The 13,609-nt window shown below is 61.7% G+C and carries 11 protein-coding genes; 4 read left to right on the top strand and 7 right to left on the bottom strand.

Translation table 11 applies throughout. The annotated features are described in order from the left end of the window. Positions 1–24: 24 nt before the first annotated feature. Positions 25–774: a bifunctional 2-polyprenyl-6-hydroxyphenol methylase/3-demethylubiquinol 3-O-methyltransferase UbiG gene (gene ubiG / locus E6P07_RS07795; RefSeq protein WP_153975086.1), complete on the top strand. Its 750-nt coding sequence runs from the start codon at positions 25–27 to the stop codon at positions 772–774. 22 nt (positions 775–796) lie between these two features. Here ubiG and E6P07_RS07790 read toward each other — a convergent pair whose 3' ends face one another. Beyond that, entirely contained in the window at positions 797–2,758 is a 1,962-nt protein-coding gene (locus E6P07_RS07790) for an SLC13 family permease (protein ID WP_153975085.1), read from the bottom strand. Between the two features lie 149 nt (positions 2,759–2,907). Here E6P07_RS07790 and E6P07_RS07785 point away from each other — a divergent pair, with 149 nt between their 5' ends. Further along, entirely contained in the window at positions 2,908–3,672 is a 765-nt protein-coding gene (locus E6P07_RS07785) for a retropepsin-like aspartic protease family protein (protein WP_153975084.1), read from the top strand. Between the two features lie 3 nt (positions 3,673–3,675). On the opposite strand, the gene rimK is transcribed toward E6P07_RS07785, so the two are convergent. From rimK to ileS, 6 genes are all read right to left on the bottom strand, one after another. Further along, positions 3,676–4,581 carry a 30S ribosomal protein S6--L-glutamate ligase gene (gene rimK / locus E6P07_RS07780; protein ID WP_153975083.1) on the bottom strand — a complete coding sequence of 302 codons (906 nt, stop codon included), beginning with the start codon at positions 4,579–4,581 and terminating at the stop codon, positions 3,676–3,678. 111 nt (positions 4,582–4,692) lie between these two features. Beyond that, a complete protein-coding gene (lspA, locus tag E6P07_RS07775) occupies positions 4,693–5,184 on the bottom strand; it encodes a signal peptidase II (RefSeq protein ID WP_153975082.1) in 492 nt (163 codons plus the stop codon). Between the two features lie 12 nt (positions 5,185–5,196). Beyond that, positions 5,197–5,811 carry a Uma2 family endonuclease gene (locus E6P07_RS07770; protein WP_153975081.1) on the bottom strand — a complete coding sequence of 205 codons (615 nt, stop codon included), beginning with the start codon at positions 5,809–5,811 and terminating at the stop codon, positions 5,197–5,199. A 203-nt stretch (positions 5,812–6,014) separates the two neighbouring features. After that, entirely contained in the window at positions 6,015–6,386 is a 372-nt protein-coding gene (locus E6P07_RS07765) for an HVO_A0114 family putative DNA-binding protein (protein WP_153975080.1), read from the bottom strand. Between the two features lie 24 nt (positions 6,387–6,410). Then, a complete protein-coding gene (locus E6P07_RS07760; RefSeq protein WP_211363085.1) occupies positions 6,411–6,989 on the bottom strand; it encodes a Fic family protein in 579 nt (192 codons plus the stop codon). Between the two features lie 66 nt (positions 6,990–7,055). Then, positions 7,056–9,884, bottom strand: a complete 2,829-nt coding sequence (gene ileS, locus E6P07_RS07755; RefSeq protein ID WP_153975079.1) for an isoleucine--tRNA ligase — start codon at positions 9,882–9,884, stop codon at positions 7,056–7,058. A gap of 236 nt (positions 9,885–10,120) precedes the next feature. On the opposite strand from ileS, the gene E6P07_RS07750 reads away from it, so the two are divergent. Both E6P07_RS07750 and E6P07_RS07745 read left to right on the top strand, forming a co-directional pair. Further along, positions 10,121–11,395, top strand: a complete 1,275-nt coding sequence (locus tag E6P07_RS07750) for a cyclic di-GMP phosphodiesterase (protein ID WP_153975078.1) — start codon at positions 10,121–10,123, stop codon at positions 11,393–11,395. Positions 11,396–11,481: 86 nt separating this feature from the next. Beyond that, positions 11,482–13,539, top strand: a complete 2,058-nt coding sequence (locus E6P07_RS07745) for a methyltransferase domain-containing protein (protein WP_162008618.1) — start codon at positions 11,482–11,484, stop codon at positions 13,537–13,539. The last annotated feature ends 70 nt before the right edge of the window (positions 13,540–13,609 follow it).

Raw genomic sequence — 13,609 nt, 5'->3', positions numbered from 1 at the left:
GCCCATTCATCCGAGTAGACCAGCATGTCCACTGCCCATCTCTCCGCGCCAAGTATCGATCCCGAGGAGATCGCCTATTTCGAGCGGCTTGCCCACCGCTGGTGGGACACCGAGGGCCCCTTTTGGCCGCTCCATCGGCTCAATGCCTTCCGGGTCGAGTATCTCAGGCACTGGCTGTGTGCGGCACTGGGTCGCGATCCGGGGTGCGAGCGCCCCTTTGCCGACCTGCGGATACTCGACATCGGCTGTGGCGGTGGCATCCTGAGTGAATCCATGGCTCGACTGGGGGCCGAGGTCACCGGGATCGACATCACCGAAAAGAATCTCCAGGTCGCCCGGATCCATGCCGAGTGGAGCGGATTGGCGATCGACTATCGCCTGGTGAGCGTCGAGCAGCTAGCGAAGGAGGGGGTCGCGTTCGACATCGTGCTCAATATGGAGGTCATCGAACACGTCGAGCATCTCCCCGCCTTCCTCACCGAGTGCGCGCATCTGGTGCGACCCGGGGGGCTCATGGTCATATCCACCATCAACCGCACCCTAGCCGCCTGGTTCATGGCCATCCTAGGGGCCGAATTCATCCTACGCTGGCTGCCGCGCGGAACCCATCACTACCACAAGCTGGTGCGACCCGACGAGATCGCCCAGGGGCTAGGCCCAGGTTATCGTCTGGTGCATGAGACCGGGGTTCGCGTCAATCCGTTCAGGCGCACCTTCGGGCCGACACGCTGGATGGGCGTCAATTACATGATGGTCTGGACTCGGCACGCCTGACTCAGACGTGCCGAGTCCATGGCTACATCACCAGATTGATCATGGTCAGGGCCACCACCAGGAACAGCACCGTCATGATGCCACCAGCGCGCATATAGTCGGTGACCCGATAGCCGCCCGGCCCCATGATCAGGGCATTGACCTGATGCGTGGGCAGGAAGAACGAATTGGAGGTGGCGATGGCGACCGTGAGGGCGAAGACCGCCGGATCGGCGCCGCTGCCCAGCGCCATGTTGACCGCCAGCGGCACCAAGAGCACTGTGGCGCCGACGTTCGACATCACCAGGGTGAAGGCGGTGGCCAACAGCGCCAACGCGGCCTGTACCACCCAGATCGGGACCTCACCGAGCGCAGCCAGCGTCTGTTCGGCGATCCAGGCCGCGGTGCCGCTCTGTTCGACCGCCAGACCCAGCGGGATTAGCGAGGCGAGCAGAAATACCGATTTCCAGCTCACCGCTTGATAGGCCTCCTCCATGCTTAGCACCCGCGTGAGCACCATCCCGAGCGCGCCCACGAACAGGGCGATCGAGAGCCGCAGGTCGGTGAACAGGACCAGGCTCAAGGTCAGGATGAAGAGCGCCAGCGCGGCCCAGATCTTATGTGGGCGTAGTTCTTCGTGGGGATACTCGGTCGTGACCACCACGAAGTTACGATCCTTCTCGATGCGCGCCAGATCGGCCCAGGTGGTGTGGACCACCAAGGCATCGCCTGCCATAAAGGGCGTATTGCGCACCCCGCCGGTCTTGTAGGTGATCTGATGGCCGCCGCGATTGATCGCCAGCAGCGACAGGCCATAGGTCTTGCGCATCCAGATGTCGCGCGCGGTCTTGCCGATCAGGCTGGAGCCGGGCGGGATCAGGATCTCGGCGATGCCGGCCTTGGCCGGTGACATGGCCTCGGCGAAGAGGTCGAGGTCGCGCTTGCGTTCGAGCTTGTTGGCATTGGCCACATCCAGGAGCGAGTCGGCCGTACCGAGCAGCGCCAGGGTGCTGCCGGGGGTGATGCCGAGTGTGCGGTCGACGCCATCGGCCCCAAAGCGCAGTCCGTCGCCCTTCTCGACACCAACCAAATGCACCTTCCAGATCCGCTCCATTTCGTCGACGCTCATCCCGATCAGATGGCTGTCGCGCATCGGTACGCGGAACTCGCCGATCTCGAAGTCGGTCAGGCCATAGGTCTTGGCCAGGTAGTCCCGGGTATCGCCGGGCTCGGGCTTGGTCGTGCGATGGGCCGGAAGCACCAGACGTCCAGCCAGCACGAAATAGATGATCCCCGTGAGCAGGAGCGCAACGCCGATCGGCGTCACGTCGAACAGCTCGAAGGTCTGCATCGGCGTCACGCCGGCAGGCAGGGTCTTGTTCGAGGTCAGGATCAGGTCATTGAGCAGGATCAGTGGACTGGAGCCGACCATGGTGATGGTGCCACCGAGCAGGGCGCAGAACCCCATGGGCATGAGCAGACGCGACATCGGCAGCCCGGTGCGCGCCGAGATGCGGCTGACGACCGGGATGAAGAGTGCGGCGGCGCCGACGTTTTGCATGAAGCTGGAGATGACCCCGACCGTGCCCGAGATCAGGGGGATGATACGCTGTTCGGTCGAGCCGCCGATGCGCATGATGAAGGCAGCGACCCTGGACATGACCCCAGTCTTGTCTAAGCCGGCCCCAACGATCATGACCGCGATGATCGAGATCACGGCGTTACTGGCAAACCCGTCGAACAGATGTTCGACCGGCACCAGGCCCTGTTTGAGCCCCATCAGGGGTGCAGCCAGACTGGTCAGGCCCAGCAGCACCATGACAGTGATCGCCGCCACATCGACACTGACCACCTCGAAGGCGAACAGAAAGATCGTCAGCAGTAGAAAGCCATTCACCCAGGCAATCTCGGGTGTAGGGGCGATTCCGGCTAGATAGATCGCAAAAGCGGTGAAGGCGGCGCCCGCGATGTCCGTTTTGGACAGGGCACGGATGGCATCGAGCATCGGCAAGTCCTCGTTTAGGGTGTGTTGAAAAGACAGCATGTTACTTTAAGAAACGCTAATATTTCTGCCTTTTTCAGGGACCTCCAGCGGGTCGGCGAGCCACGACTATAATGGCAAGAGGTCTTATCCCCATTCTGGAGCGTCTGACCATGCCCAGGTTTGATCCACGCTTGTTGACGGCGGTGTGCTTGCTCATGGTCGGCCTGGTCCAGGCTCAAGGACCGGCATCGACAGTGCCGGTTCAATCCAAGCGGGTTGAGGTTGCCGCCGAACTCGATCGGCTCAGCCGCGAACTCAACTTCGAGGTGCGCGGCATCGAGCAGACCAAGGGCGCCACGGCGCGCGCCGACGGGGAGTCGATCGTCGAACGTCTCCATCTCCTGCTGGAGGACTTCGATCATGTGATCGTGCAGGCGCCGGGTGCATCCGGGGTCGAGCGCGTCATCATTCTCGGCGAGAAGGCGGCCTCTGTGCCGCCGCCCGTGGTCGGTGAGGGGGTGGGGTCGTCGGCGGGCGCGGATGCAGTCGTCCTGGCGACTCAGCGCCGTGGCTCGTCTCATCTGGTGACGCTGGGGGTGGAAGGGGTGTCTGGTGGCGAGATTATCCAGGAATCGATGCTCATCGATACGGGCGCTGACCGCGTGGTGCTGCCGGTCTCGCTGATCTCCTCGCTGGGATTTGCGCTGGATGCACTCCAGCAACAGCAGGTACAGACGGCCAATGGCGCGGTCGATGCGCGTGTCGGACGGGTGCCCGCTATCTGGGTGGGACCCAGGCGGATCGAGAACGTCGAGGTCGCCTTCATCGACGATCAGCGGCTGGGCACAACCCCGCTTGCAGGCATGAGTCTGCTCGGGCGCTTTCGCATGACCATCGACGATGAGAAGAATCAGCTCACCCTGGTTCCGAAATGACCCTCAGCCCTGACCACGGGTGCGCGTCTTGCCGAGGGCGGCGTTCTTCTCGATGAACTCGATCATGAGCCCAGCGATGTCCTTGCCGGTGGTTCCCTCGATGCCTTTGAGTCCAGGCGAGGAGTTGACCTCCATCACCACCGGGCCGTGATTGGAGCGTAGGATGTCGACACCGGCCACGTTCAGCCCAATGATGCGGGCCGCGCGCACCGCGGTCGAGCGCTCCTCCGGGGTGATCCGGATCGGTGAGGCCGTGCCGCCGCGATGGAGATTGGAGCGAAACTCGCCGGGCTTGGCCTGACGCTTCATGGTCGCCACCACCTTGTCGCCGATGACGAAGCAGCGGATGTCGGCGCCATTGGCCTCCTTGATGTATTCCTGCACCAGGATGTTGACCTTGAGGCCCATGAAGGCCTCGATCACACTCTCGGCGGCCTGCTGGGTCTCGGCCAACACGACACCGATACCCTGGGTGCCTTCCAGGAGCTTGATGACCAGTGGTGGGCCACCGACCATCTTGATCAGATCCTGGACGTCGTCTGGTGCATGGGCGAAGCCGGTGATCGGCAGACCGATGCCCTTGCGTGCAAGTAACTGGAGCGAGCGCAGTTTGTCGCGGGCGCGTGAGATGGCCACGGATTCGTTGAGCGGATAGACATCCATCATCTCGAACTGACGCAGCACGGCCGTACCGTAGAAGGTGACGGAGGCGCCGATGCGTGGGATGACGGCATCGAAGTCGGTGAGGTCGTCGCCCTTGTAGTGGATCGTGGGGGCGTGCGAGGTGATGTTCATGTAGCAGCGCAATACATCAATGACCTTAGTCTCGTGTCCGCGCGCGCGCGCCGCCTCGACCAGACGGCGCGTGGAATAGAGCGTGGCATGGCGCGAGAGGATGGCGATTCGCATCGATGTGGTCTGGGCGGTGTGGAAACCTGAGGCATGATACCGGAATCCAGCATCCTCCGGATGTCCGGGACGAGCGGACGCCCCAGCCTGCAGGGGGCGAGCCCGCTCGTCTCACGGGGTCGGAGGTGCGGATTCGGCACGCAGGGTGACGATCAGCAGCAGGACCACGCCGAGCGTGATGGCGCTGTCGGCAAGGTTGAACGCCGGCCAGGGGTTGAAGATCGCCAGCGGGATGAACGGCAGAGAGACCTGGATGAAATCAACCACATGACCGAGCCAGGCGCGGTCGATGAGGTTGCCGAGCGCCCCGCCGATGATGAGCGCGAGCGCGGTGGCATGCAGGCGTGCATCGTCCGGAAGCCGTAGCAGCCAGACCGTAAGCACCGCGCTAACCATGAGTGCAAGTCCCATGAAGAACCAGCGCTGCCAGCCACCGGAGTCGGCCAAGAAGCTGAAGGCAGCGCCTGGGTTGAACATGAGCGTCAGATTGACGTTGGGCATCAGGGCGACGACCTCATAGGGTTCGAGCGCCAGGAGCAGCATCCATTTGCTGGCCTGATCCAGGATGAGGATTGCCAGCGAGAGCCAAAGCCAGTGTTTCAAGAGTCGTCGTTCCTAGTGTGAAGCGTCACGCTTTGTTGTGTGATCGAGTCCGGCCCGCAGGGTGCGAAGCGCTTGAGTCTGGCTCGGCTCGGTCATGCAGGTCTCGATCAGGCGCGGGTCGAGTCCGGGCAGAAAGCGGCTACGCCCCTGTTCCTGATAGCCCGTGTCATTGAGTTGGTGAATGCTGAGTCGCCCGTCGCGCCAGATCCAGACTTCGGGCACGCCCAGACCCGCATAGACGGCGAGCTTGTCGAGTCCGCCTGAGGTACGGACGACTTCGATGACGAAGTCGGGCACGTTCAGGGGCTGGGTCAGGGGGCCGACCACATAGCATTCATCGGCCTCGGCGCCGAGTCGCTTGTCGGGTGACTTGAGCGTCCAGGAGCCGAAGCCTTCCAGTTCGATTCCGATCTCGTCGGCATAGGTCTCGATCAAACGCCCCAGGCGCTTCTTGTCGCCCTCGTGCTCAATGGAGGGGGTCATCAGTTCCAGTTCTCCATCCAGATAGGTCAGGCGAGGGTCGGCGCGCTCGGCGCGCAGGGTTATCAGACGCTCGTAATCGTCCCAGTCAGCGCCGTGCAGCCGGACATATTGATCGAGGCCGGGATGGGCGTTTGAACTCAGCATTAACCGAATCCTCTAGATGGCTACTGTGCTCCAGTGTGGTAGCTAAAGCCTGTGACTTTCTAGCATTAGAATGTTGCATTGCTTGAATGAAGGCGCTAGCGCGGTGTTCCCAAATTTCCCAAATAAGAGAATGTGGAAAATGCTCTAAATTTTTGGTGACCGAAGCGCTATAACAGCCTCATAAACACGATTGAATAGAAAGTCTAAATCATCTTTGCTTTGCCAACACTGACCCGGACCTGGATTTCCTCCCAAGGAACGAAGATCTTGCCGGCGGCATCCTTCTCGATTAGCCCCAGATCCAGCAGCTTGGTCACATCCGAATGCACGTTGCTGTAGTTGCGTCCTACCTGCTTGACCAGTGCATGGATTGAAACCGGTCCCAGACCCTTGAGGGCTTCCAGCAGCCCCATGCGCGCGGACGTCAGCTCACCAAAGAGTTGGGCTGCGCTACTGAAGCCGAGAGAATAGTCTGTCTCTGGAAGCGCTTCGCACGCATCGACCAAGCGCGCCACCTCCAACCCCTTGCCGAAGTAATCGCCAGCGGCGGATGTTTCCACGATCACTTTGGACATAGTTAACTCCCGGAAACGGCACGCTCAATGAGAACTCCGCTTGGCCTGGTGTGCCTGCGCCTGTTCGACCAGTGCCCGTATCGCCACATAGGCCGCGCGGCAGAAGGCCCGGAAATCCGCCTCCAGATCGGCCTTCGGCCAGACGCCCGTCGTCGGCGTCAGCGGTCCCACGGTCAACTGGTACCCAGACAGGGTGTCGATATCGCGCTTGCGATCCCTGACCTCGATCACGACCGGCAGATGACCGGCGCGCAGCACCGGCACATTGGACAGTAGCCGTGCGAACCGACCGTTGCCGTCCCAGAACGGATGGATGTGCATGAACCCGAGCTGCTCGGTCGTCAAATCCTCATCCAGCCAGGCATAGATCGGCTCGATCGCGCGGGCATGGCCCATGACCTCCTGATGATCCTTCAGCGGCTTGCCGGAGATCGTCAGCCCCTCCTCGATGACGAATTTGGTCTCGCCGAGGGTCAGGGTGTTGCCTTCGATGGCGGTCGAGCCATGCGTCCAGAGATCGGGATCTGGGCCAGCAGCGCCGCGCGCAGATCGGGGTCGAGTCCCTGGAAGGCATGGAACCGGGAGAGTCTGTCGAGCTGACACATTAGGCTGCTTTCTCGGCGGATGGATCCGGCGGCGGTGGTGGGTCAGGGTGAGGCAAATCTACTTCTACGCAAAACGCCGCGTCTCGCCGCTGCCAGTGACATTCACGACACAGCGTCCGCAGAGTTCGGGATGTTCCGGATTGAGGCCCACATCGGCGCGATGGTGCCAACAACGCACGCACTTGGCATGCGCGGAGGCGCTGACACGCACCGCCAGTCCATCCAGCTCGGTTGCGACAGCATCTTCGGGCCTTTCGGCCAGCGGGTGCAGGCGCGTTTCGGAGACGATGAGCGCAAAGCGCAGTTCGTCATCGAGCCGGCCCAGCCTATCGAGCAGTGTATCTGAACAATACAGATCCAGCTCGGCGTCGAGCGATGAACCGATGGCCCCAGCCTTACGCGCCGTCTCCAGGGCTGGGCCGACCGCCAGGCGCACGCCGATCACCTGATCCCAGAAGGCGCGATCCATCGGATCGCCGGCATCGAGTGCAAATAGCCCCTCATACCAGGTCTCGGTGAAGATGGTCTCGGCACGCTTACCTGGAATCGCGGCCCAGATCTCGTCCGCCGTGAAGCTCAGGATGGGCGCGAGCCACCGGCTCATGGCCTCGATGATGTGATACATCGCCGTCTGGCACGAGCGACGCGGCAGACTGTCGGCCGGGGTGGTGTACTGGCGATCCTTGATGACGTCGAGATAGAAGCTGCCCAGGTCGACCACGCAGAACTGCTGCACCTTCTGATAGATCAGATGGAACTGATAGTCGCGATAGGCGGCGATCACCTCCTGTTGCAGCCGGTGCGCGCGATCAACGGCCCAGCGGTCGAGTGCGATCATCACGGTGGGCGCGACCAGATCGCGCGCTGGATCGAAGCCGGCGAGATTGGCCAGTAGAAAGCGCGCCGTATTGCGGATGCGCCGATAGGCGTCTGAGGTGCGTTTGAGGATCTCGTCGGAGACGCTCATCTCGCCGCGATAGTCGGTCGCCGCCACCCATAGCCGGATGATGTCGGCGCCGAGTGTCTTCATCACCTCCTGGGGGCTGACCACATTACCCTTGGACTTGGACATCTTCTCGCCCTTGGCATCGACCGTGAAACCATGGGTGAGCACCTGGCGGTAGGGGGCGCGCCCATACATGGCCACCGAGGTCATGAGCGAGGACTGGAACCAGCCGCGATGCTGATCCGAGCCTTCCAGATAGAGATCGGCCGGGGTGCTGAGTCCCGCGCGCCGTTCGAGCACGCAGGCATGGGTCACGCCCGAGTCGAACCAGACGTCGAGTGTGTCATGCACCTTGTCGTAGAGCGCGGCCTCCTCGGCGAGCAGATCGGCCGGCTCCAGCGCGAACCAGGCCTCGATGCCGTGCTTCTCGACCCGTTTGGCGACCAGCTCGATCAGATCCAGGGTGCGCGGGTGCAGCTCACCCGTCTCCTTGTGGACGAACAATGGGATCGGCACTCCCCAGGTGCGCTGGCGCGAGATGCACCAGTCGGGACGGTTGCGCACCATGCCCTCGATGCGACTCTGGCCCCAATCGGGCGTCCAGCGTACCCTTTCGATCTCGCGTAGGGCGGTGTCGCGCAACCCCTGCTTGTCCATACTGATGAACCACTGCGGGGTGGCGCGAAAGATGATCGGCGTCTTGTGGCGCCAGCAGTGCGGGTAGCTATGCGTGAAGCGGGTCTCCAAGAGCAGCGCCCCGTGCTGCTTGAGCACCTCGACTACGTGCTCATTGGCCTGGAACACGTTCTCACCCGCAAACAGCGGGGTGCCGGGTAGGAAACGCCCGTCGCCGCCGACTGGATTGTCGACGGCCAGGCCATAGCGTTGTCCGACGAGATAGTCTTCCAGACCATGACCGGGTGCGGTGTGTACCGCCCCGGTCCCGGCCTCCAGGGTCACGTGCTCGCCGAGGATGATCGGCACCTCACGCGCGTAGAAGGGATGGCGCAGCCTGATCCCCTCGAAGTCGCTGCCGCGCCCATAACCGACCACCCGATAGTCCTCGACACTCCAACGGTCCATGGTGTCCTTGAGTAGCCCCTCGGCGACCAGGAACCGCTCGCGCCCCTGCTCGGTGACGGCCTCGACGATCACGTATTCGAGTTCCGGGTTGAGCGCGACCGCCTGGTTGGCGGGCAATGTCCAGGGCGTGGTGGTCCAGATCACGACCGAGACCGGCCCCTGCCCACAGCCAGTGGGACTTCCATGACAGCGCTGTTCCAGGAGCGCCGGATCGACCACCGAAAAGCGCACATCGATTGCGATTGATGACTTGTCGGCATACTCGACCTCGGCCTCGGCCAGCGCCGAACCGCAGTCGATGCACCAGTGCACCGGCTTTTCACCCTTCTGCAAGTGCCCGTTGGCGATGATGCGCCCGAGCGAGCGGATGATCTCGGCCTCGAAGCCGAAATCCATGGTCAGATAGGGGTGCCCCCAGTCGGCGAGCACGCCGAGGCGCTTGAAGTCGGCGCGCTGCTTGTCGACCTGCTTGGCCGCATAGTCGCGACAGGCGACCCGAAACTCAGCGGCGCTGATCCTGTGGCCGGGCTTGCCGTGTGTCTTCTCGACCTGCAACTCGATCGGCAGGCCATGACAGTCCCAGCCCGGTACATAAGGGGCATCGAAACCATCGAGGGTGCGCGACTTGACGATGATGTCCTTCAAGACCTTGTTGACCGCGTGACCGATGTGGATCTCGCCGTTGGCATAGGGTGGGCCGTCGTGCAGGATGAAGGTCGGTGCGCCGGCGCGCGCGGCGCGGATCCGGCCATAGACGTCGAGCGCCTCCCAGCGCCTGAGCATCTCGGGTTCGCGCTGGGCAAGGTTGGCCTTCATGGCAAAATCGGTCTGGGGGAGATTGAGTGTGGGCTTGTAGTCGGTCACTGGGGTTCGATCCTGAAGAGACATGTCATGCCGGATGCGGCTTGATGATGCAAGCTACAAGCGGGCGCGCGCGGAATCAAGCCGTGCGTGATGGGACGAGATAGGGTAGGGAGGGATGGAGCCGTTATAAAATCGCCCCAACCACCTTCCTCCGATCGCCCGGACGGGATCGCGAAACCGAGGCACGCATACAACCCACGCAATCCACGCCTATCAGGCAGGATGCTGTTTGATCCGTGAAAGAAAAGACGCTTGACAAGCACCAGCTACGCATTGGGCTGTTCGTGATGCTCGATCTGCCCTGGATGAGCCATCCGTTTTTGACGAACAGCTTTAAGATTCGCAATCAGCGTCAGCTGCGCATCCTGCGCCAACTCGATATCGATCAGGTCAGGGTCGACCTGGATCGCAGCGATATCTTCTCCGAGGATGAACTCGGCGAGACTGTGACACTTGAAGCGACCGAGACGTCCGAGGCCGACGAGGATCCCGGTTCGACACTCTGGGCCGAGAAGAATGAACGCATCCGTCGCCTCAAGCAGCGCCGCTCACGCCTGAATCAGTGCGCCAAGTGCTATATGCAGAAGGTGAGTCTGGCGCGTAAGCTGATGTCACATCTGCGTTCCGCGCCGGCCCAGGCCGCCGAGGAGGCCCATGAACTGGTCGATGGGATGGTGGGTGAACTGATCGAGGATGCCGAGACGACTGTGCAACTGGTCAATCTCAAGCACCAGGACGAGAACAGCTACCACCATGCCATTAATGTCTCGGCCCTGGCCCTGGTGCTTGGACGCAAGCTGGGGCTCGACGAGGTGCAGCTGCGCCTACTCGGCCAGGGCGCACTCTTTCATGACCTGGGTCACTTAAAGATTCCGACCCAGATCCTCATGAAAAAAGGCCCGCTCACCGAACCCGAGCGGCGTTTCTATGAACAGCATCCGCGCTATGGTGCCGAGATCGCGCGCCAGATCGGCACGCTTCCAGTCGGTGTCATCGAGATCATCGCCAAACATCATGAGCATCTGGACGGTAGCGGTTATCCCGGAGGACTGCGGGCCAACGACATCGGCCTGCTCACGCGCATCCTGACCGTGGTCAACCGCTACGACAATCTCTGCAATGGCTTTGGCGGCGAACGTGCGCTCTCGCCGCATCAGGCCGTCTCGCGCATGTATTCCAAGGAACGTCAGTGCTACGATCCCAAGGTCTTGACGACCTTCATCACCAACCTGGGCGTCTATCCGCCTGGGACCGTGGTGCGACTGAACGACGCGCGTATCGCCGTGGTCATCTCGATCAATGCTGACGACCTGCTCAAGCCCAATGTGCTGGTCTATTCCGAAGAGATCCCTGCCGAGGAGGCCCTGGTGTTGGATCTGACCGAGGAGGGGATCGGAATTCGCGAGAGCCTGCATCGCTCCGAGCTGACCGAAAAGCAGATCGAATATCTCAATCTTTCGGACAAGCTCAGTTATTACTTCCAAGGCGCCCGGGGCGATCTGGGGCGCTGAGGGGCCTGTCTTGGTCAACCTTTCCACCGCGAGGGTCATGTGTCATGCGGTCTTTGGTGCTGGTGTCATTGCTAATGATCACGCTGGTGGCTCATTCTCAGCTGGCTGCCGAACCAACCCTCGAGGTACCGCTGCCGGGCAAGCGTTCTATGGTGCGCGTCGGTGCCATCCCCAATCCGGTCACCGAGACCGCCCGCGTCTCTGCCCAGCGGTTGTTCGATGGACTCATGACCAAGGATCCGACCCAAGTCAACCAAGCGATCGAACATCTGAAGGCGCATCAATCCGAGGAGGTTCTGGGTGGGAACAGCTCGGCCCTGATCTGGCTGGCGCGGGCCTGGTTGCGAGCCAACGAACTCGGTCTGGAGGCCGCCCGTCCCGAGTCCAAGCTGGAGCAGGCGTATTTCGATTTCTTCCTCCGTGAGGAGGCCAAGCCTCTCAAGGAATATCTCCAGCGCAAGTATCGCGTGGCCGACTACACCCCGAGCGACCCCGAGACGCATCTGGATCGCCTCACCTTTCTCGAAGACCTGCTCTTGTTCAACAACCCGATGCGCTCACACTGGGATGCGACCGAACGGGTGGTCGAGATCCTCGCCGGCCTTAAGCCCGAGGTGAGGCGAGTGATCGACCTGGGCGCGGGTTTCGGCTATTTCTCGTCCCGGATCGCCGAGGCCCTGGGACCGGAGGCGATCGTCTATGCCGCTGATACCGAGGAGACCTATGTCGAGCAGCTCAAGACCTTCGTCGATCGCTATGGCATCGCCGGTGTGCGACCCGTGCTCTCCAAGCCCAACGACATCGTGGTACGTGAGCCGACCGATCTCGTCTTCATCGCCTCGCTCTATCATGTGCTCTATGCCTGGAGCCAGCCAAGCGAACGCGACGCCTTCATGGAGACCCTGCACCGGACATTGCGCCCGGGCGGCTATCTGGTCGTGCTCGACAACCGCGACGACGAAGGCCGCTCGCTGCACAATGCCTATGTCGATCGCGAGTTCGTCCAGGCCCAGCTCTATCACTATGGCTTCGAACTGGTCTTAAATGAGGATCTGTCGCCCTATCGCTACATTCTGGTGCTGCGCAAGAGCATGTCCCAGCCGCCCAAACCGCCTGTCTATGACCGGATGCCTGGGCAGGATGTGATTCGGGTGACGGATGCGAATTCGGTGATCCACATCGGAAGTCTCGATTCCTTCGACATCACGCCGTCCGGGATCGCCGCCGGACGGCTGATGCTCAAGGCCCTCTCTGAGAAAGATAGGGACGCGGCGCGCCAGGCGATCCGGATCTACGACACCCTCATCCCAAAGGAAAACTTCGGCGGTGAATACACGGCGCTGCAATGGATCGCCCAGTATCTGGTTGCGACCGAGGACGAGCGACGCGAACTGACCCGGGATCCGCTCGCAGCCGAGTTCATCGCCTATCTGGCACGGGACGACTACGCCGATCTCAAGCTCTATGTCGCTCGAAAATACAAGCTGGACCTGAAGACGACCGCGATTCCAACCGAAGACGCCACCGACGAAAAGGCGCGCGAGATCGGGATCATCCGCCGTCAGGCGCTCGAGGACTTCATCCTCTTCAACAACCCGCGCCGAGATACCTGGGAACAGTCGCCGAAGATCATGGAGCGCCTGCCGCTCAAGGCCGGTGACCGTGTGGTCGACATCGGAAGTGGTCCGGGTTTCTATAGCTTCAAGTTCGCCGAGCGTGTTGGACCGACCGGCCAGGTGTTGGCCTTTGATACCAAGGAGTCACACATCGATTATCTTAACGGTTTGGCGAACAAATGGGGGCTGAAGCAGCTTAAGGGCGCGGTTTCTTCCGTCGATGGCTTTGAGATCCCGGAGCCCGGCACCGCCGACCTGGTCTTCATGTGCTCGCTCTATCACATCCTCTATGGTGTCTCTTCCCAGGCCGAGCGTGAGGGCATGATCGCCAGCATCCACAAGGCACTGAAACCCGATGGGCGTTTGGTGGTCGTAGACAATGGGCCGGTTCAGGCCGGTCTATTGCCCTATCATGGCCCCTATATCCGCCAGGAACTGATTGCCTCACAGTTGCAGGCCTATGGTTTCAAACTCGAATCCAGTGAACTTGTGATTCCACAGCGCTATCTCATGGTGTTCTCGCACTGAGTGCCCGGCGTCCTCGGACTATACAGGGTTTTCACCTCTATTGACCCGGCCCTTCAACAGGCCGGGTTCA

Source organism: Thermochromatium tepidum ATCC 43061, from assembly GCF_009664085.1.
In the GTDB taxonomy this organism is placed as follows: Bacteria; Pseudomonadota; Gammaproteobacteria; order Chromatiales; family Chromatiaceae; genus Thermochromatium; species Thermochromatium tepidum.
The sequence above is the reverse complement of the archived record's forward strand: the minus strand, read 5'-3'. Positions and strand labels throughout refer to the sequence as shown.

Bases quoted from the DNA above. Each gene is read 5' to 3' on its own strand.
- ubiG (WP_153975086.1), top strand. From the start codon at position 25: ATGTCCACTGCCCATCTCTCCGCGCCAAGTATCGATCCCGAGGAGATC.
- E6P07_RS07790 (WP_153975085.1), bottom strand. From the start codon at position 2,758: ATGCTCGATGCCATCCGTGCCCTGTCCAAAACGGACATCGCGGGCGCC.
- E6P07_RS07785 (WP_153975084.1), top strand. From the start codon at position 2,908: ATGCCCAGGTTTGATCCACGCTTGTTGACGGCGGTGTGCTTGCTCATG.
- rimK (WP_153975083.1), bottom strand. From the start codon at position 4,581: ATGCGAATCGCCATCCTCTCGCGCCATGCCACGCTCTATTCCACGCGC.
- E6P07_RS07770 (WP_153975081.1), bottom strand. From the start codon at position 5,811: ATGCTGAGTTCAAACGCCCATCCCGGCCTCGATCAATATGTCCGGCTG.
- E6P07_RS07765 (WP_153975080.1), bottom strand. From the start codon at position 6,386: ATGTCCAAAGTGATCGTGGAAACATCCGCCGCTGGCGATTACTTCGGC.